Here is an 18,648-nt window from a genome sequence, read left to right as displayed (position 1 = left end):
CCGGCAGAGCGGGGCGCGGGTGATTCGGTGGGGCAGATTTTAGTCCATTTCGGAGCGGCCTGCGCCGCGCCGGGAGGCATTGCCAGGAGACAGGAGGGACGCCACTCTCCGGCATGCACCGCCGGAAAGCCGCGTCCTTCCTGGATCCCGGGCCGGGTTACTTGAGCAGGCTGCCGAAGACCTTGCCGATGACCTTGCTGCCGGTGCCGATGGGGTCCTTGCGGATGGCCTTCTCCTGCTCGGCGATGATCAGGTAGAGGCCGTCCAGGGCCTTGCGCGTGACGTAGTCATCCAGGTTGGCGTCCTTGGCGTCGATGAGGTGAAACTTGGCGGCCTTGCCGGCGAACTGGTTGTACTTGTCCGCCAGCTGCACCTTGGCCGTGGCCTTCTTGACGATGGGCAGGAACTTTTTGGCCAGGGGCTCGGAGGTGCTGCGCTTGAAATACTGGGTGGCCGCATCGTCGCCGCCGGTAAGGATGCCCTGGGCGTCCTTCACGCTCATTTCCTTGACCGCCTTCACCAGCAGGGGCTTGGCTTCCACCACCGCCGCCTCCGCCGCCCGGTTCATGGTTTCCACCAGCTGGTCGGCCTGCTTGCCGGCGCCGAATTTCTTCATCATCTCGGCGGCATCCTCCAGGGCACCGGGCAGGGGAATGCGCACCTTGTCGTTGCCGAGGAAGCCGTCGGTCTTGCCCAGCTGGCTCACCGCCACCTCGGCGCCCCGGGTCAGGGCTTCCTTGAGGCCGGAGACGGCCTCGCCGTTGCTCACCTGGGCGGCGGCCGGCATGCTGATGACAAGGGCCGTCAAAATGCCCACAATGCAGCGTCCGCCGAAGCGATTGATGACCGTGTTCAATTCCATAGCCTGCTCCTGATGATGATGTCCCGGGGCCACAAGCTTATCCTGCTGCTCGCCGTGCTCGCAATGAGCGGCGCCATGCTGACCTTTCTCGGCAAGCGGCAGGCCGCCCCGGCGGTTGAACTGAAGGTGCTGGGCGCCCCCGGCGTCAGCCTGGCCCAGCTGCGCGGCAAGGTGGTGATCCTGCAGTTCTGGGCCACCACCTGCGGCGACTGCGACCACACCCTGGCCGAACTGGCCCAGCTGCATCGCCGCTACCAGGCCCGGGGCCTGGAGACCCTGGCGGTGGCCATGGTTTACGACCAGCCGCGCCAGGTGGCCAGCTACGCCTACGCCAACAGCCTGCCCTTCCGCGTCGCCCAGGACGACGGCAGCGCCGCCCGGGGTTTCGCCCTGGGCAGTGCCAATCCGCCCCTGACCTTCCTCCTCGACCGCAGCGGCCGCATCGCCCAGCGCCTGCCCGGCAAGCCCGACCCCGGCCGCCTGCGGGCCATGGTGGAAAAGCTGCTGGCGGAACGGCCTTGAGGAATGCCCCTGGCCACAGAGGGCATCCCCCAAGGGGACTTCCTTCGGGGCGCAGAAATCACAGCGGGGAAAAACCCTGGGCGGCACGGCCTGATGCACCCCAGGCGTGATGGGAGCATTGTCTTTCCTCTGTGATCTCTGTGCCCTCTGTGGCTAAAAACAAGCCCTCACCGCTGCAACTTGCGGTAGAGGGTCCGTTCGCTGACTCCCAGGGCCGGGGCCAGGGTGCGCACGTCGGCGCCCGGGCGGGCCATCAGCCAGGTCAGATAGCGCTGCTCCAGTTGCGCCAGGGGCAGCGGGCCCGGCACCCGGAAACTGTCGTCCGCCCCACCGCCCACGCCCTCCGCCAGGGCCCTGCTCTCGCCGCCGTCATCCGCCACCTCGGCCAGCTTGGCGGCGCTGATTTCCTCGCCGTCGCTCATCAGGGTGGCCCGTTCGATGAGGTTGCGCAGCTCCCGGATGTTGCCTTCCCAGTTGCGGCCCGCCAGCCAGGCCAGGGCCTCGGCGGAGAAGTGGCGGCCGGGCCGGTGGTCCACCCGCTCCAGCAGGGAGGCGGCCAGCAGGGGAATGTCCTCCCGCCGTTCGGCCAGGGACGGGGTGTGGATGGGAAAGGTGTTGAGCCGGTAGTAGAGGTCGCGGCGGAAGCGCTCCTGGCGCACCATTTCCTTCAGGTCCCGGTGGGTGGCGGCCACCAGGCGGAAGTCGGCGCGCAGGGTGTCCACGCCGCCGACCCGGCGGTAGGTGCCGGTTTCCAGCAGGCGCAGCAGCTTGACCTGAAGGGCCGGCGGCAGTTCGCCGATCTCGTCCAGGAACAGGGTGCCGCCGCTGGCCGACTCCACCAGGCCCAGCTTGCGGAAGGCGGCGCCGGTGAAGGCGCCCTTCTCGTGGCCGAACAGTTCGCTCTCGAACAGGTTTTCGGTGAGGCCGGTGCAGTCCACCGCCACGAAGGGACTGTCCCGCCGCCCGCTGGCCTCGTGCACCGCCTGGGCCACCAGTTCCTTGCCGGTGCCGGTCTCCCCCAGCAACAGCACCGTGGCCTGGGCCGGCGCCACCCGCAGCACCTTTTCCAGCATCTGCTGGAAGGCCGGCGAGCGCCCCACCAGGCCCTGGGCGGCGGGCCGGCTGCTGGCCTGCTGCACCATGCGCAGGGTTTCGACGAAGTAGACGATGCGCCCTTCCTGGTCCCGCACCGGCGTGGTTTCCACGTCCACGTGCTCCTCGCCCCGGGGCGTGTGGTGCAGGTGCAGGACGCGGCGGGAGGCGCCCTCCTCCTGGGACAGCTTGAGGGGGCAGGATTCCCCGGCCTGGTCGCAGGGCACGGTGAAGTGGTGGGAAACCTCGTAGCAGCGCCGCCCCAGGATGGAGGCGACGCCGCCGCTGCCGCTGCCCGCGTATTCCCGGCGGTAGGCCTTGTTGGCGGCGACGATGCGGTAATCCGCGTCCATCACGATGCGGGGCTCGGGCAGGCCGTCGAGGAAGGAGATGAGCTCGTTGAGCTGGCTGGCCGAATAATCCATGGGCGAATCTTCTGCCGATTTTGTCAGTTGTGCAATTATTTGCCGCCATATTTGACAAGCGATGGCCCGCAAGCGCCCGCCCCGAGCCCCGGACAAAACACAAGCCATTGATTAAATGGAAACTCCAGGCAGACGCCGGGGCTGGCACGGCTCTTGTTATGGAATGGACAGGAAACCGGTTTCAAGCCCCGTCCGCAGCCTCTCCGACACGGCATCCTCCCCTCCCGGGCGTGGGACAAGACTCCGGTTTCCACCACTTTCCAACCAGGAGTCGTTTGTGTTCATTTTCCGGCAGCTGCGGGACAGCAGCAGCGCCACCTACACCTACCTGATCGGCTCCCGGGCCAGTCGGGCAGCCCTGCTGGTGGACCCGGTGGCCGACCAGTCGCCCCTCTACCTGGGCCTGCTGGGCGAACTGGAACTGAACCTGGCCTGCGTGGTGGACACCCACCTGCACAGCGACCACCTTTCCGCCGCCCCCACCCTGATCCGGCATACCGGCTGCCTCTACGCCGCCGGCCTGTGCAGCGGCATCGGCGGCACCGACCGGCAGCTGGCCGACGGCGACAGCCTGGACCTAGCCGACCTGCACCTGGAAGTGCTGGCCACCCCGGGCCACACCCCCGGCTGCATCACCCTGCTCTGGGAAGACCGCCTGCTGACCGGCGACGCCCTGCTCATCGGCAGCTGCGGCGCCACCGGCGAACCGGGCGGCAATGCCGGCACCCACTACGACAGCGTCACGCGAAAACTGCTGCCCCTGCCCGACGAACTGTTAGTCTTCCCCGGCCACGACCGGGACGGCCGCCGCGTCAGTTGCATCGGCGACGAGCGCCAGGGCAATCCCCTGTTCTGCGGCATCAGCCGCGACGAATTCATGGCCCAGGACCGTTCCCAGCCCATGGGCGAACGGGCCGAGGCCATGCTTGCAGCCAATCGCCAGGGCGGCGGTTCGGTCCTGCGTGAACGGTCGCCCGTATCTCCAAATAACTAAAGCCCGAGAGGAAATGATCCATGAGCGCTAACGCCCCAGAGCAGCCGCAGCCCGACAACGGCGATACCGGCAGCCTCTACGAAAAGCACAAGACGATCCACGCCCGCACCGCCCACGGTCGCTTCGCCAACTGGCGGATCTTCCTGGTGCTGTTCACCCAGCTGCTGTTCTACGGCACCCCCTGGCTGATGTGGAACGACCGCCAGGCCGTGCTGTTCCACCTGGTGGAGCGCAAGTTCTACATCTTCGGCCTGGTGCTGTGGCCCCAGGACGTCTTCTACCTGGCTATCCTGCTCATCATCTCGGCCTACGGCCTGTTCCTGGTGACCGCCGTCGCCGGGCGCCTGTTCTGCGGCTACGCCTGTCCCCAGACGGTCTACACGGAAGTGTTCATGTGGATCGAGAACTGGATCGAAGGCGACCGCCCGGCCCGCATGAAGCTGGAGAAGGCGCCCATGGACGCCCGCAAGCTCCGCATCAAGGCGACCAAGCACGCCCTCTGGCTGATCCTCTCCGTCTTCACCGGCTTCACCCTGGTGGGCTACTTCACCCCCATGAGCGAGCTGCTGACGGAACTGAAGACCTTCAGCTTCGGCCCCTGGGAGACCTTCTGGACCTTCTTCTACGGCGGCTTCACCTACATGATGGCCGGCTTCATGCGCGAGCAGGTGTGCAAGTACATGTGCCCCTACGCCCGCTTCCAGAGCGTCATGTTCGACCCGGACACCCTGATCATCACCTACGATCCCGAGCGCGGCGAACCCCGGGGCACCCGCAAGAAGGGCGCCGATCCCAAGGCCCTGGGCCTGGGCGAGTGCGTCGATTGTGGCATCTGCGTCCAGGTCTGCCCCACCGGCATCGACATCCGCAACGGCCTGCAATATGAGTGCATCGGCTGCGCCGCCTGTATCGACGCCTGCGACGAGGTGATGGACAAGGTCAATTACCCCCGGGGCCTGATCCGCTACTCCACCGAAAACGCCATGGCCCGCCATCTCACCAAGAAGGAGATCCTGGGCCACGTGGTGCGGCCGCGCATCCTCCTCTACTCCGTGATCCTGGCCGCCATCACCCTGACCACCGCCTGGTTCATCGCCCACCGCATCCCGCTCAAGGTGGACGTCATCCGCGACCGCGGCGCCCTGGCCCGGGAAACGGACATGGGCCTGATCGAAAACACCTTCACCCTGCGCTTCATGAACACCGACGAGCAGGCCCACCGCTACCGCATCAAGGCCACCGGCCTGGATGGCCTGGAAGTGGGCGGCGCCGCCGAAGTGGACGTGCCGGCAGCCACCACCACCTCCCTCATGACCTCCCTGCAGGTCCAGCCCGACGCGGGCAAGAAGGGCTCGAACCCCATCATATTCGAGATCGAGGCCATGGATGGCTCCAACATCCGCATCCGGGAAAAAGCCGTCTTCATGCTTCCCTGAGAGCCTCTGACGAGGCTTCCATTCGGCCGGGTCGGCATCAGCCTTCCCGGCCTTTTTTTGCCCGCAATTTGTCGAGAAATGCCAACTATTTCAGGGTTTCCCCTCTGCCTTTTGGCGTAACTTGGCCCCCATGCTGCAATGCAGCGGTGTGAGCCAAATAACAAGACAGGGGTATGCATCATGATTTACCGGCTGCTGATGATGGGTCTGGTCCTTTCCTGGGGTGCCGTGCAGGCGGCCGACAACAGCGCCTCCGCCGCCCGCGCCTTCTGCGACAGCGGCAAGCTGGCCAGGGGTGCCGAAATCGCCGTGTTCCGCGGCTGCCTGGGCTGCCATACGGTGGACAGCAAGCGCATCGGCCCTTCCTACCAGGAGATCGCCAAGAAGTACCCCCACACGCCGGACGTGGTGGCCCAGCTGGCGAAGAAAATCCGCGACGGGGGCAAGGGCAACTGGGGGGAACTCTCCATGCCGGCCAATCCGGTAAGCGAGGCCGAAGCCCAGACCCTGGCCGAATGGGTCCTCTCCCTGGACGAGCCGCCGGCCCGCTACAGCAGCAATCCCTAAGTCTTAGCCCCTAGCCCCGAGGCCCGAGCATGGCCTCGGGCCGCACCCAGGCATCAAACTCCTCCGCCGTAACGTAGCCCAGGGCCAGGGCCGCCTGGCGCAGGGTGCTGCCGTCGCGGTGGGCCTGCTTGGCCACTGCCGCCGCCCGTTCGTAGCCGATGTGGGGCGCCAGGGCAGTGACCAGCATGAGGGAGCGTTCCAGCAACTCATCCATGCGCTCCCGGTTGGGCACGATGCCCACCACGCAATGGCGGCTGAAGCTCTCCATGGCGTCGCCGAGAAGGCGCACGCTCTGCAGGAAGTTGTGGGCCAGCAGGGGCTTGAACACGTTCAGTTCGAAATTGCCGGAGGCGCCGCCGATATTGATGGCCACGTCGTTGCCGAAGACCTGGGCACAGACCATGGTGAGGGCTTCGCACTGGGTCGGGTTCACCTTGCCCGGCATGATGGAGCTGCCCGGCTCGTTTTCCGGCAGGGCAATCTCCCCCAGGCCCGAGCGGGGGCCGGAGGCCAGCCAGCGCAGGTCGTTGGCGATTTTCATGAGGGCCCCGGCCAGGGTCTTGAGGGCGCCGTGGGCAAAAAGCAGGGCCTCGTGGCCGGCCAGGGCGGCAAAGGGATTAGCCGCCGGCACGAAGGGCTGGGAGCAGCCATGGGCGAGCTTCTCCGCCACCCGTGCCCCGAACTCCGCATGGGTATTGAGTCCCGTGCCCACCGCCGTGCCGCCCGCCGCCAGCTGCCGCAGTCCGGGCAGGGCGGCCTGGATGCCGCGCTCCGCCTGCTCCAGTTGGGCGACGTAACCGGAGAACTCCTGCCCCAGGGTGATGGGGGTGGCGTCCTGCAGGTGGGTGCGGCCGATCTTGATCAGGTCGGCGAATGTCTCCGCCTTGGCCGCCAGGGCTTGGCGCAGTTCCGCCAGGGCCGGCAGCAGGCGGCCGTCCACGGCCAGGGTGGCCGCCACGTGGATGGCGGTGGGAAAGATGTCGTTGGAGGACTGGCCCAGGTTCACTTGGTCATTGGGATGCACCAGGCGCCCTTCGCCCCGGGGGCCGCCGAGCAGCTCCGAGGCCCGGTTGGCCAGCACCTCGTTCATGTTCATGTTGCTCTGGGTGCCGGAGCCGGTCTGCCACACGGAAAGGGGAAACTCCGCCGGGTGCCGGCCCGCCAGCACCTCATCCGCCGCCGCCGCGATGGCCCCGGCCACGGGCGGGGGCAACAGACCCAGTTCGCCATTCACTTGCGCCGCCGCCTGCTTGACCAGGGCCAGGGCACGGATCAGCTCAGGCGGCATGGTCTCGCTGGAAATGGCGAAGTGTTCCAGGGAACGCTGGGTCTGGGCGCCCCACAGGCGCTCCGCCGGCACGGCGATGGGACCGAAGGTATCGTGTTCGAGACGCTGGGACATGGGCTTGCTCCGCTTGCACTGCCGGATTGGACCGGCGCCGGGCCGGAGGGTTGCGGTGCGGAGCTTCAGCCGGCGGCCCGCAGCCAGTCGGCCACGGTGCCGGCGGTGGGAATGCGGCCGGAGGACACCAGCTTGCCGTTGATCACCAGGCCCGGCGTCTGCAGCACGTCGTGGGCGATGATCTCGCCCATGTCGGTGATCTTCAGCACCTCCGCCTCGACGCCGGCCAGGGTCACCGCCTGCCGCGCCACCTCCTCCAGTTTCTTGCAGTTGGCACAGCCGGGGCCGAGCACTTTGATGGTCAGCATGATCACACTCCTTTCGCGGAAAAACGGTTGGCCGCCGCCAGCAGCAGGCCCAGGCCGGCCATGGCGCCGCCGATGCCCAGGACCAGCAGCAGGGGCGGGGCGCCATCCACCCAGGCGCCGTAGGTGAGGCCGGCGGCAGCGCTGAACAGGGCCACCAGGCCCACATAGGTCCAGGTCTTGGTGCGGCCGATGATGGCGGTGATGATGAGGATGCTCTGCAGGGACAGTTCCGGGTCCGACATCAGGTAGGCCAGCAGGGGGCCCCGGTGCATGCCCAGGTCGAGGAATATCTTGGCGATGGGCACCTCCACCAGGGTCGGGAAGTACATGAAGACACCGAAGCCGACGCCGGCCAGATTGCCCAGCAGGGTGTTGCTGCCGGCCACCATCTCGATCCATTCCGGCCGCAGCACCACCCGGATCATGCCGACGACGAAGACGCCGATCACCAGCAGGGGGAAAATCTGTTTGACGAAGCGCCAGGACTCCCACAGCCAGGCCCGGCGATCCTCCGCCGTCAGGTGGCGGCTCCCCAGCCAGGCCAGCACGGCCAGGGCCAGGGCGACGCCGAGGAACTTGCCGCCCAGCCCCAGGCGCAGGCCGCCGGGCACCGCCTGCACCGAGAGGGCGGCCACCAGCAGGGTCAGGGCCACCAGGGCGAGGCACAGGCGGGTCCAGCCGTTGGCCCCGGCCTCGATGTTCTCCAGGCCCAGGCGGGCGCTGAGGCCGATGCCGCCGAGCAGGCCGATGAGCAGCACGCCCTGGAGGGAGACGCCCTCCTCGCCGCGGCTGGCGTCATAGGGCACCAGGCGGTCGAGCAGGGCCTGCCAGTCGGCGCTGCCGGCCCAGGCCAGATCGAACTGCCACAGGCTGCCGGTGAGCAGGCCGACCTTCAGGGTGCCGGCCAGGAGCAGGCCGATCCACACCAGGAGGAAGGCCAGGGCGCCCCGGGACAGGCCGGCGGCGGCCTGGGCGCTGAACAGGGCGTCCGTGGCCCGGTCCCGGGCACTGTCGTCGGCGCGGAAGAGCAGGGCCATGATCAGGCCGATGCCGATGGCGAACGTCAGGGACAACAGCAGCCGGGCCACGGCCAGGTCCACGCCGATGATGCCGCCGGTGTAGACCAGGGCCAGGATGTTGGCCGCCGGCGCGAAGAAGAGGAAGGTGGTGGCCGGGCCGAGGCCAGCCCCCTTGCGATAGATGCCGGCAAAGAGGGGCACGATGGTGCAGGAGCAGACCGCCAGCACCGAACCGGCGGCGGCCGCCGCCGGATAGGAAACCGCCTTGGGTGTCTGCCGCCCGAGAAAGCGGGTGATGGTTTCCTTGGGAATGAGGGCCGCCATGGCCCCGGCAATGCAGAAGGCCGGCAGCAGACAGAGCAGCACATGGGCCGCCAGGTAGGCCGCCAGATTCCCCAGGCCGCCCCGGATCAGGGCCGGCAACAGCGACAGCAGGTCTTCCAAGACTTTCCTCCGCCAAGGCTCACCCCCCAATGGTACGCCCCGCGGCGGGCCGAGGTAAGCGGCGACGGCAGCGACTCAGGGGCGGGCGGCCCGGGCGGCCACCTTCTGCCGCCAGCGGCGCAGGCCGGTGTAGAACAGCAGCAGGGGCAGCAGGCCGGCCAGGGCCGTCAGCAGGCGTCCGGGCAGGCCGAAGGCCTCGCCGTTGTGCAGGGGATGGAGCCAGTTGAAAAGGCTGTCGGCGACGCTGCCCTGCTCCGGCCGGCGCAGGGCCAGGACTTCACCGCTGGCGGCGTCGATCCACATCAGGGTGTGGGGAAAGCGCCGGCTCGGGTCCCCCGGCTGGTAGATGCGCAGGCGGTAGTTGCCGCCGCCCGCCGGCGGCGTCTCCAGCCAGCGCACCTCGCCCCTGGGCAGGTGTTGGCGGGCGATCTCCAGGGCCTGCTGGGGAGCAATGAGGATGGAGCCGGATTCGGCCGCCGGGACCGGCAGCGCATCCACGGGCGAGAACAGGGCGAGGACGGGCTTGAACCAGGCCGGCTGCTCCAGCATGGCGCCGCTCAGGGTCAGCAGCAGCAACAGGGGCAGGCCGTAGATGCCGCCGAGGACGTGCCAGTCGTAGATGCGGCGCTGGCTGCTGCGCCCCGCCCCCGGCCGCAGGGCCGCCCCCAGGCGCCTGGGCGACGGCCACCAGAGATAGACGCCGAGCCCCAGCAGGAGCAGCAGCAGGAGGGAAGCGGCGCCGAGCAGGGTGCGCCCGCTGCGGTCCAGCAGCAGGGTGAAATGGAGGTCGTAGAGCCAGGTGGCGGCGAAGTCGCCCCAGAAGCGCTGGCTGGTGATCTGCAGGCGGTAGGGGTCCACCGTCACCAGCAGGGGGGCGAAGCCCAGGCCGGCTTTTTCCTCGGGCTGGTAGTAGCGGGCCGTCAGCGGCTGCCCGGGGCCCATGGGCAGTTCCAGGCGCCAGCCGCCGTTGCGCCCGGGATGGGCCGCTTCGAGCAGGGCGTAAATCCGGTCCAGGGATTGGGGCTGGCAGGGAGTGCCGGCGGGAGACTGGCATGACGGCGGCACCACCACCAGTTCCGGGTTGAGCAGCCGGTCCCCTTCCACATAGAAGACCAGCAGGGAGCCAGTGAGGCCGAGCAGGCAGAACAGCAGGCCCAGGCTCAGGCCCAGCCACTGGTGCAGGGCCAGCAGCCAGACCCGGCAGCGCCGTCGCCAGGACCTCATGCCGCCTCCAGGGGGCCCGCCGGCCGGCCTCAGAACTTGACGTTGACGGTGGCGTAGGCGGCCCGGCCGTCGCCCCGGGAATGCAGGTCACGCACCGTGTTGTCGTACCACCAGACGTACTCGTAGTAGCGGTCGGCCAGGTTCTTCACCTGGAATTCCAGGGTGGTATCGCGCCGCAGCTGGTAGGCGGCGGAAACGTTGAGCAGGTTGTAGCCGCCGAACTTGGCGGTGCTGTTGGTGCGCTCCAGGTAGTAGCTGCTCTGGCCGTTGGCCCACAGGGACAGCTTCAGGTCCGGCGTCGCCTGGTAATCCGCCCCCAGGGAGTAGATGCGGTGCGGCACGTGGTCCACTTCCTTGCCCTGGGAGGCCGGATTGGCGGCCTCGGCCTGGGTGATGATGGCCCGCTGGAAGGCGACGCCGCCCCACAGGCGCCACTGGCTGCCGAGTTTGGCGGACAGTTGCAGGTCCAGACCGCGGCGGCGGGTGTCGCCGATGTATTCGGAGTCGTTGGAAGCGCCGTTGAGCACCCGGCGGGCCTCGTTGCTGGCCTTCTGCTGCCACAGGGCCACCCGCCCTTCGACCCCGGCGACGGGTGCCAGCTTCAGCCCCAGTTCCCAGCCGTCGTTGAGGGAAGGTTCCATGTTGTCGCTGCGGCCCACCTTGTAGGAGCCGGTGCCGACACCCACCTGGAAGGTGCGACCGGCGTTGCCGTAGAGGCTGTAGCGGGGGTCCGGGGTATAGACGACGCTGAACTTGGGCTGGTTGATGAGACCGTAGTCGTTGATGTCGTAGGTGCGGCCGTTCAGGTTGTTGGTGTAGCTGCCGCGGATGGCGTCCACCCGGTAGCCGGGAATCAGCTTCCACTGGGGCGTGGGCTGGATCACGGCCTGCACGTAGGCGCCGTAGATGTCGAAGTCGAAATCCTGGTTCCAGCGGGTGGTGGTGCGTACCCGGTTGGTGGTCAGGTAGCGTTCGCTGTGGTTCTCCTGCCACTGGGCGTCGACGCCGCCTTCGATGGCCACCGCATGGGCCCAGCTGACCTCGGGACGATAGGTGAGGTTGGAGAGGAAGCCGTAGTGGTTTTCCTCGGTCAGGCGTTCCTGCTGGGAGGCCGCGGCGGAGAAGCGCACCCAGCGCTTGTCCGTGTATTCGTTGGCATAGACCCGGGTGGTCCAGTAGAGGCGGTCGTTGATGGCCGTCTCCAGGTGGCCGCTGACCTGGTTCATGCGGCGGATGCCGCCGTCGGTGGCATTGCGGGCCAGGGACTGGTCCGGGTTGTTGCTGTTCTCTCCCGCCGTCAGATAGCCCGGCTCCTGGGCCTCGCTCTCGTAGTGGCGGGCAATCAGGCCGACCCGGGTGGAGCCGCTGTCGGGGGTGTAGAACCACTTGCCGGCAAAGGTGGAACGGTCGACCTGGCTGTGGTCCCGCTGGCCGTTGCTGTGCTGGGTGGCAACGAAGTAGTTCTGGGACAGGCCGTCCTGCTCGATGGCCTTGGACAGCTGCAGCTCGTTGCTGCCGAAGCTGCCGGCCCCCAGACGCAGGCGGGTGTCGTTGCCGCCGATGCGGGTCACCACGTTGGCACTACCGGCAATGGCGTGCAGACCGTTACGCGGGGCGTTGGTGCCGCGCACCACTTCGATGGCGTCGATGTCCTGGGCGAAGACCATGTCCAGGTAGGGCATGTTGCCGTCGTTGCTGTTGCTGGGGATGCCGTCGATGAGCAGCTTCACCGCGTTGATCTCGCCCTCGCCGTTGAAGCCGCGGATGGAGAACTTGCCGCCCCAGTTGCCCTGGCCGAAGCTGGTGACCTGGGCCCCGGGCACCAGGTTGAACAGTTCCCAGGCGAACTTGGCATTGCGCGACTCCAGCACTTCCCCACCCAACACGTCCACCGAACTGAGGATGCGGCGGGTCGGCAGGGGACCTTCCTCCTGGCCCCGCACCGTCACCTCGCCCAGGACCAGGGAAGCATCGCCGGATTGGGCCAGGGCGGCCAGGGTGAAGGAACCGAGGCAGCAGAGGGAAACGGCGCGGGCGATCTGGGTCAGCATGGGGCCACCGGGGCAAAAAAGGAGGGGCGATTATAGGAGCCGCCCCTGCCCTGGCCCTGCGACAAAAAGTCGCATTTCCGTACGGTGTTGTACGGGGTTATGCCTCCTTCATTGAGGCTGCCGGCGGCCCCGCCTCCTGCAGACGGGGTTCGGCGTCGATCAAGGCCTGCAGGGTATGCAGGGCCTCTTCCAGGTTGAAGTCGTCGATCTGGGCGGCCAGGGTGCGCACCTCCGCCCCCAGGGCCGCCTCCAGCGTGGGGCGCAGGCTCTGGAAGGTGCGGGAGGCGTCCAGGTCGTCCACCGCCAGCTGGCGCTGCAGGACCTCCACCTCCCGGCCCAGCTGTGCCCAGTCGATGCCCGGGGCCGCTGCCTCAACCGCTCCCTCCAGACCTGCGAGGGCCGCATTGAATTCGGCCAGGGCCTCTTCCAGCCGGGCCAGGCGCGCATCCACCTCGGCCTGGGGCAGGCTGCCGCGCAGGGCCTCTTCCAGGGCCAGGGTGTGGGTCTGGATGGCAGCGAGTCCGAGGGAGCCGGCCAGGCCCTTGAGGGTATGTACCACCCGGGCGGCCTCGGCCGTTTCGCCGAAACCGAGACAGGCTTCGATGCGGCGGCCGTCGCCGCCGTGGTCGACGGAAAACTTGCGCAGGAACTGGGCCAGCCGGGTCCGGTTGCCCCGCACCACCCGCAGGGCCTGGGCCAGCTCCAGGCCGGGAACGGCCTCCAGGGCGGCTGCCAGGGCATCGGCCGTCGCCGCCGGCGCCTCGGCGGCAGGCAGCGGCGGCCGCACCACCACGTCCCGGCTGGGTTCGGGCAGCCAGCGCAGCAGGGTGCCGTAGAGCTGGTCCGGGTCCACCGGCTTGGCCACATGGTCGTTCATGCCGGCGGCGATGCACAGGTCCCGGTCTTCGCTGAAGGCGTTGGCGGTCATGGCCAGGATCGGGGTGCCGGCGTAGCCCGGCAGGGCCCGGATCTGGCGGGCGGCCTCCAGGCCGTCCATCACCGGCATCTGGATGTCCATCAGGATCAGGGCGTAGGCCTTGCCCCGGGCCAGTTCCAGGGCCTCCTTGCCGTTCTCCGCCAGGTCCACCGCCAGGCCCACGTGGCGCAGCAGTTCCAGGGCCACCTCCTGGTTGAGGGGATTGTCCTCCGCCAGGAGGATGCGCTGGTTGCGGTAGCGGGCCAGACTGCGCTCCATCTCGTCCCCCGGGCTGCGGGACAGGGGCGGGGTGTCACCGAAGGCCCCTTCCAGGGCCACCAGGACGCTGGCCGGCGTCACCGGCTTGGCGATGAAGGCGGCAAAGCCTGCTTCACTCAGGGCCGTGGCGGGGATGTCCTTGGCAGCACTGACCAGCAGCTGCTGGGGCTGCACGTTGAGGGGCAGGGTCCGGATGCACCGCCCTGTCTCCAGCCCGTCGGGCGGCGGCATCAGCCAGTCCAGCAGCACCAGCTGGTAGGGGTCCCCCAGCCGGTCCGCGGCCAGGACCGCATCCAGGGCCGCCTCGCCGGAAGCCGCCGTATCCACCCGGGTGCCCAGGGCCGCCAGGGTGTGGGCCAGGGATTCCCGCGCGTCCTCGCTGTCGTCCACCGCCAGGGCCCGCAGATTGCGGGGCAGGCAGGGCGGCAGCTCCAGATGGTCGTGGGCGGCGACGCTCCCGAAGGGGGCCTCGATCCAGAAGGTGCTGCCCTTGCCCGGTTCGCTGTCCACCCCGACCCGGCCGCCCATCATCTCCGCCAGACGCCGGGAAATGGCCAGGCCCAGGCCGGTGCCGCCGTACTGCCGGGTGGTGGAGACGTCGGCCTGGGTGAAGGCCTGGAACAGGCATTGCTGCTGCTCCCGGCTGAGGCCGATGCCCGTGTCCGCCACCTCCAGTCGCACCCACAGGCTGTCGGCCTCCTGGCGGGCGACGTAGCCGCGCACGACGACGCTGCCCCGCTCGGTAAACTTCACCGCATTGCCGACGAAGTTGAGCAGGACCTGACCCAGGCGCAGGCCGTCGCCGTGCAGGGCTGGCGGCAGGCGGGCGATGTCCACCACCACCTCCAGGCCCTTGGCCTCGGCCTTCTCGGCCACCAGGGTGCACACGTTGTGGATGACCCGGTCCACCTCGAAATCCGTCGGCTCCAGGCTCATCTTGCCGGCCTCGATCTTGGAGAAGTCCAGGATGTCGTTGATGATGCCCAGCAGGTGGTGGGCGGCGTTGCTGACCTTGTCCAGCTGCTGGCGCTGGCGCTCGGTGGCGATGTCGCGGCGGATCAGGTGGGTGAGGCCGATGATGGCGTTCATCGGGGTGCGGATCTCGTGGCTCATGTTGGCCAGGAAGGAACTCTTGGAACGGTTGGCCGCCTCCGCCGCCTCCTTGGCCGCCGCCAGCTCGGCGGTGCGGGCCGCCACCAATTCCTCCAGCTGGTTCTGGTAGCGCAGCAGGGCCCGCTCGTTTTCCTTGGCCTCGGTGATGTCGGTCCACACCGAGGAGAGATAGTCCCGGCCGTTCAGGCGCAGCACCTTCACCGTCACCCAGAAATCCCGCAGGCTGCCGTCCTTGTGGCGGCGCTGGTTCTCGAAGGCCGCCTCGCGCTGGGCCAGGATCTGGGCCCGGCGCGCATCCACCCCGGCCCGGTCGTGCACGCCCTGGATGTCGTAGACGCTGAGCTTGGCGAACTCCTCCCGGGTGTAGCCGAGACACTCGCAGGCGGCATCGTTGAACTCGGCGAAGGTCATGGTTTCGGCGTCGATCAGCACGATGCCGATGGCGGCCTGGTTGGTGATGGAGCGGAAGATCTTCTCCCGCTGCTTGAGGGTCTCCGAGGCGTCCTTGATGGCGGTGATGTCCTGCACCATGCCGATGCCGCGCATGGGCTTGCCCGCCTCGTCGAATTCCAGTTCGGCCCGCTGCCGCACCCACTTCACCGTACCGTCCACCACCATGCGGTGCTCGATATCGAACTCGGCCCCCTCCAGGGCTGCCAGCCAGGCGGAGCGCACCCAGGCCCGGTCGTCCCCATGCACCTGGGCGAGGAATTCGTCGAAGCCGACGCCGTGGTCCCAGGGCACGCCCAGCAGGTGGTGGGCCTCTTCGGACCAGTGCAGCAGGTTGGCGGGAATGTCGATCTTCCAGCTGCCGATGCGGGCCACCGTCTGGGTCCGCTTCAGGGCCGCCTCCCTCTGCCGCAGGGTTTCCTGGGACTGGTGCAGGGGCGTGATGTCCCGGGCCACCCCGAGCACCCCCAGCACCACCCCGTCCCGGTCATAGATGGGCGTCTTGATGGTTTCCACCAGCTCCCGGTGTCCGTCGGCGGCGAACACCAGCCATTCCTCGTTGCGGCTGGCATGGCCGAGGGCCATGGCGCGGCGGTCGTTGTCGCGGAAGAAGTCCGCCAGTTCCCGGCCGACGAAGTCATAGTCGGTGCGGCCGACGATCTCCGCCTCCCGGTGCCCGAAGAGGCTCTCGAAACGGGAGTTGCAGGCCAGATAGATGCCGGCGGGGTCCTTCAGCCAGACCAGGTCGGGCATGCCCTGGATGAGGGACTTGAGATGCTGGCGCTCGGCCTCCAGGGCGGCCTGCATATGGCCCCGGGCCACCACCGCCTCGCGGAAGACCAGCACGGCCTTGGCCATGTCGGTCAACAGGCCGCCGCCGGGCATCCGGCTCAGGTGCTCCACCTCCCGCAGGCTGAGCCCCCCGTCCTCGCTCAGGCTCAGCTGTTGCAGGGAATCGACGATGAGGGACAACTGGCGGGTGACGAAATAGGTGACGAAGAACCACAGCAACCCCATCACCGTGATGCCGAGCACGCCGATGAGCAGGGCGCGCTGGACGTAGTCGTCCATATTGCGCTCGGCGGCGTCGATGCGGGCGTGGGTGCGCTGGGTCAGCAGAGCCGATACGTTCTGCGCATGTTCGGCAAAGGCCAGGTAGCGGGCCGTGGCCTGGGCCACGTGGCTGTCCGCCACCCGCAGATCCACAGCGATGATGTCCGTGGCCATGATGCTGTAGTGCTGGTAGTCCTTGAAATCCACCAGGATCTGCTTCAGCTCCCCATCCACCTCCGGCCCCAGGCCGGGGACGTTGGACAGCCGCTGCAGCAGGGATTCCATGTCCTTCAGGCGGTCCACCACCTGCACGTGCACCTGGTAGGCGGCCGCCTCCTCCACGGTGCCAGCCTTGGCCTGGCGCAGGGTGGCGTTGATCAGCTGCTGCACCGCCAGCATGTCGTGCCCCAGGCGGGAGGCATCCGCCACCATCTGCAGGTCGTTGACCTGCTGCAGGTTGGACAGCTGCTGCTCGTCCCGCAGGGAGGAAAGGGACCAGTAACTGTAGGCCGCCGCCATGACCACCACCAGGATCACTGGCAGGAAGAAGATGAGGAAGAAGGTGAAACGACGTTTCATGGCTTGTGCAGCAGTTCAGGCCAGCGCCGGGGGGGGATGCTGGCAACGTAGATGAAACCCTTGTCTCCCAGGGGCCGGATGATGACTGCCGTGCCTTCCGGCTTGACGAAATAGCCCATGAGGTCCGCCAGGTTCGGCGCATGGGCCAGCACCACCCGGTTGGTGCCGGCCGGCACTGGCAGGGAGAGCAGGCGGCGGGTGCTTTCCAGGATTGGCCGCTTTTCCTCCGTCGTCAGGTTGGCGGTATACATGAGCAGGGGATCCACCGTGTAGCGCTTGCCGAAGGCCGCCTCGGCCGACTCCTTGGCCCGGCACAGGGGGCTGACAAAAATGTCGCCCAGCGGAATGCGGGCCTCCCGCATGGCCTGCCCCACCTCCGTCATCAGCTGGCGCCCGGCCTCGGTCAGGGGCCGCTGGGTGGCACAGTCGTTGAGGTCCACGGCCGGCACCCGGTCGGGCCGGGTGCTGTCGGTGATGCCATGGCGCAGGTAGATGACGTAGCCGCCCTCGCGCAGTTGCTGCAACTGCTCCCGGGTGGCCAGCTTCTCGACAAAGGCCGGCAGGGGCTCGGCCAGGGCCCGGCCCCAGGGCACGAGCGCAGCCGCCAGGCAGAGCAGCAGGCGCAGCCGGGCAGCCAGGGCGGAATGGGATGAACGGCGCGTCATGAGGCGCCGTCCGCGTAGCGCTGGGCGATGTCGGCAAAGCGGTCCTGGATGGCCAGGAAGGCATCGACCACATCCGGATCGAAATGGGTGCCCCGCCCTTCCACCAGCAGGGCCACGGCCTGCTCCAGGGGAAAGGCCTTCTTGTAGTGGCGCTTGCAGGTGAGGGCGTCGAAGACGTCGGCCAGGGCCATGAGGCGGGCCGGGATGGGGATGGCATCGCCCCGCAGGCCCTGGGGGTAGCCGGAGCCGTCCCATTTTTCGTGATGGCCCAGGGCGATGTGGCGGGCCACCACGAGGAAGTCCAGGGGCGTATTGCCCTGCAGCTCGTCCAGGCGCGCCCGGTCGCCCCCCACCACCCGCTCGATGGCCGCCTCGATGGCTTCGGCGCCGATCAGGCTGTGGGTCTTCATGATCTCGAATTCCTCCGGCGTCAGCCGGGCCGGCTTGAGCAGGATCTGGTCGGGAATGCCCACCTTGCCGATATCGTGCAGGGGGGCCGCCTTGGCGATGAGCTGGCGCTGGGCGGCGGAAAGGGCGTGGCGGAAGCGGGGATGGTCCTGCAGCTGCTGCATCAGGGCCTCCACATAGGCCTGGGTGCGGTAGAGGTGGTTGCCGGTCTCGTTGTCCCTCTTTTCCGCCAGCAGGGCCAGGGCATTCAGGCTGACGTCCTTGATCAGGTCATTCTCCCGCATGCGGCGGCTGACCTCGCCCTCCAGGTAGCCGTTCTGGTCCCGCAGCCAGTCCCGGGCGTCCTTCAGTTCCAGGTGGGTGCGCACCCGGGCCAGGAGGATGGCGGGGCGGATCGGCTTGGTGATGTAATCCACGGCCCCCAGGGAAAGGCCGTATTCCTCGTCCTGGTCGCCGTCCATGGCGGTGACGAACATCACCGGAATGTCCCGGGTATAAGGGTCCTGGCGCAGTTCGGCGAGCACGGCGTAGCCGTCCATCTCCGGCATCATCACATCCAGCAGGATCAGGTCCGGACGGGGATCGCTGCGCGCCACCTTGAGGGCCCGCATGCCGGAATTGGCGACCCGCACGCGGAAAAAGGGCTGCAGCAGGCCGCCGATGACCGTCAGGTTCTCCCCGGTATCGTCCACCACCAGGATGGTCTTGTCGCTGCGCCCGGCGGCGCCGTTTTCCCCCATGTCCCTATCCTTGTTCTGGTCTTTTTCGTGACGCCTGCAGCATCTGCCCAGTATGCCGCCAAAACGGCGGGAAGAAACCCGGGGCGATGCCTAGGCCGG

At 68.2% G+C, this 18,648-nt stretch carries 14 protein-coding genes; 4 read left to right on the top strand and 10 right to left on the bottom strand.

Features of this window, described 5'->3' with window-relative positions:
- Window positions 1-157: 157 nt before the first annotated feature.
- Complete coding sequence (locus AZSP09_RS12605; RefSeq protein WP_152090242.1) at window positions 158-862, bottom strand: DUF4197 domain-containing protein; 705 nt, start codon at window positions 860-862, stop codon at window positions 158-160.
- Window positions 863-874: 12 nt separating this feature from the next.
- On the opposite strand from AZSP09_RS12605, the gene AZSP09_RS12600 reads away from it, so the two are divergent.
- Window positions 875-1,384 (top strand): TlpA family protein disulfide reductase, encoded by a 510-nt coding sequence (locus AZSP09_RS12600; protein ID WP_050804257.1) that lies wholly within the window; start codon window positions 875-877, stop codon window positions 1,382-1,384.
- A 167-nt stretch (window positions 1,385-1,551) separates the two neighbouring features.
- Here AZSP09_RS12600 and AZSP09_RS12595 read toward each other — a convergent pair whose 3' ends face one another.
- Window positions 1,552-2,901, bottom strand: a complete 1,350-nt coding sequence (locus AZSP09_RS12595) for a sigma-54 interaction domain-containing protein (protein WP_130459565.1) — start codon at window positions 2,899-2,901, stop codon at window positions 1,552-1,554.
- 277 nt (window positions 2,902-3,178) lie between these two features.
- Here AZSP09_RS12595 and AZSP09_RS12590 point away from each other — a divergent pair, with 277 nt between their 5' ends.
- From AZSP09_RS12590 to AZSP09_RS12580, 3 genes are all read left to right on the top strand, one after another.
- On the top strand, window positions 3,179-3,895 hold the full coding sequence (locus AZSP09_RS12590; protein WP_172974758.1) for an MBL fold metallo-hydrolase: 717 nt from the start codon (window positions 3,179-3,181) through the stop codon (window positions 3,893-3,895).
- A 20-nt stretch (window positions 3,896-3,915) separates the two neighbouring features.
- Window positions 3,916-5,331: a cytochrome c oxidase accessory protein CcoG gene (ccoG, locus tag AZSP09_RS12585; RefSeq protein WP_152090240.1), complete on the top strand. Its 1,416-nt coding sequence runs from the start codon at window positions 3,916-3,918 to the stop codon at window positions 5,329-5,331.
- 180 nt (window positions 5,332-5,511) lie between these two features.
- Window positions 5,512-5,898, top strand: coding sequence for a c-type cytochrome (locus AZSP09_RS12580; RefSeq protein ID WP_172974757.1), 387 nt, complete (start codon window positions 5,512-5,514; stop codon window positions 5,896-5,898).
- 10 nt (window positions 5,899-5,908) lie between these two features.
- Here AZSP09_RS12580 and fumC read toward each other — a convergent pair whose 3' ends face one another.
- The 8 genes from fumC to AZSP09_RS12540 form a co-directional block, all read right to left on the bottom strand.
- The gene (fumC, locus tag AZSP09_RS12575; RefSeq protein WP_152090238.1) at window positions 5,909-7,300 is read right to left on the bottom strand and encodes a class II fumarate hydratase; all 1,392 of its coding nucleotides are present in this window, start codon (window positions 7,298-7,300) and stop codon (window positions 5,909-5,911) included.
- 65 nt (window positions 7,301-7,365) lie between these two features.
- A complete protein-coding gene (locus tag AZSP09_RS12570) occupies window positions 7,366-7,608 on the bottom strand; it encodes a thioredoxin family protein (protein WP_014236032.1) in 243 nt (80 codons plus the stop codon).
- 2 nt (window positions 7,609-7,610) lie between these two features.
- The gene (locus tag AZSP09_RS12565) at window positions 7,611-9,071 is read right to left on the bottom strand and encodes a permease (protein ID WP_152090237.1); all 1,461 of its coding nucleotides are present in this window, start codon (window positions 9,069-9,071) and stop codon (window positions 7,611-7,613) included.
- A 75-nt stretch (window positions 9,072-9,146) separates the two neighbouring features.
- Window positions 9,147-10,295: a PepSY-associated TM helix domain-containing protein gene (locus tag AZSP09_RS12560; protein WP_152090236.1), complete on the bottom strand. Its 1,149-nt coding sequence runs from the start codon at window positions 10,293-10,295 to the stop codon at window positions 9,147-9,149.
- A 29-nt stretch (window positions 10,296-10,324) separates the two neighbouring features.
- Window positions 10,325-12,346, bottom strand: coding sequence for a TonB-dependent receptor (locus AZSP09_RS12555; RefSeq protein ID WP_152090235.1), 2,022 nt, complete (start codon window positions 12,344-12,346; stop codon window positions 10,325-10,327).
- A gap of 97 nt (window positions 12,347-12,443) precedes the next feature.
- Window positions 12,444-16,736: a PAS domain S-box protein gene (locus AZSP09_RS12550; protein ID WP_152090234.1), complete on the bottom strand. Its 4,293-nt coding sequence runs from the start codon at window positions 16,734-16,736 to the stop codon at window positions 12,444-12,446.
- On the bottom strand, window positions 16,733-17,401 hold the full coding sequence (locus tag AZSP09_RS12545; protein WP_130459574.1) for a histidine phosphatase family protein: 669 nt from the start codon (window positions 17,399-17,401) through the stop codon (window positions 16,733-16,735). Before AZSP09_RS12545 ends, AZSP09_RS12550 begins: the two co-directional genes overlap by 4 nt.
- Window positions 17,398-18,549: an HD-GYP domain-containing protein gene (locus AZSP09_RS12540; protein ID WP_152090233.1), complete on the bottom strand. Its 1,152-nt coding sequence runs from the start codon at window positions 18,547-18,549 to the stop codon at window positions 17,398-17,400. The genes AZSP09_RS12545 and AZSP09_RS12540 overlap by 4 nt, the downstream gene beginning before the upstream one ends.
- Window positions 18,550-18,648 lie beyond the last annotated feature (99 nt).

This window comes from Azospira sp. I09, from assembly GCF_009177135.1.
Classification (GTDB): domain Bacteria; phylum Pseudomonadota; class Gammaproteobacteria; order Burkholderiales; family Rhodocyclaceae; genus Azospira; species Azospira oryzae.
The sequence above is the reverse complement of the archived record's forward strand: the minus strand, read 5'-3'. Positions and strand labels throughout refer to the sequence as shown.

Coding starts and splice junctions, on each gene's coding strand:
- AZSP09_RS12605 (WP_152090242.1), bottom strand. CDS start 862: ATGGAATTGAACACGGTCATCAATCGCTTCGGCGGACGCTGCATTGTG.
- AZSP09_RS12600 (WP_050804257.1), top strand. CDS start 875: ATGATGATGTCCCGGGGCCACAAGCTTATCCTGCTGCTCGCCGTGCTC.
- AZSP09_RS12595 (WP_130459565.1), bottom strand. CDS start 2,901: ATGGATTATTCGGCCAGCCAGCTCAACGAGCTCATCTCCTTCCTCGAC.
- ccoG (WP_152090240.1), top strand. CDS start 3,916: ATGAGCGCTAACGCCCCAGAGCAGCCGCAGCCCGACAACGGCGATACC.
- AZSP09_RS12580 (WP_172974757.1), top strand. CDS start 5,512: ATGATTTACCGGCTGCTGATGATGGGTCTGGTCCTTTCCTGGGGTGCC.
- fumC (WP_152090238.1), bottom strand. CDS start 7,300: ATGTCCCAGCGTCTCGAACACGATACCTTCGGTCCCATCGCCGTGCCG.
- AZSP09_RS12570 (WP_014236032.1), bottom strand. CDS start 7,608: ATGCTGACCATCAAAGTGCTCGGCCCCGGCTGTGCCAACTGCAAGAAA.
- AZSP09_RS12560 (WP_152090236.1), bottom strand. CDS start 10,295: ATGAGGTCCTGGCGACGGCGCTGCCGGGTCTGGCTGCTGGCCCTGCAC.
- AZSP09_RS12555 (WP_152090235.1), bottom strand. CDS start 12,346: ATGCTGACCCAGATCGCCCGCGCCGTTTCCCTCTGCTGCCTCGGTTCC.
- AZSP09_RS12550 (WP_152090234.1), bottom strand. CDS start 16,736: ATGAAACGTCGTTTCACCTTCTTCCTCATCTTCTTCCTGCCAGTGATC.
- AZSP09_RS12545 (WP_130459574.1), bottom strand. CDS start 17,401: ATGACGCGCCGTTCATCCCATTCCGCCCTGGCTGCCCGGCTGCGCCTG.
- AZSP09_RS12540 (WP_152090233.1), bottom strand. CDS start 18,549: ATGGGGGAAAACGGCGCCGCCGGGCGCAGCGACAAGACCATCCTGGTG.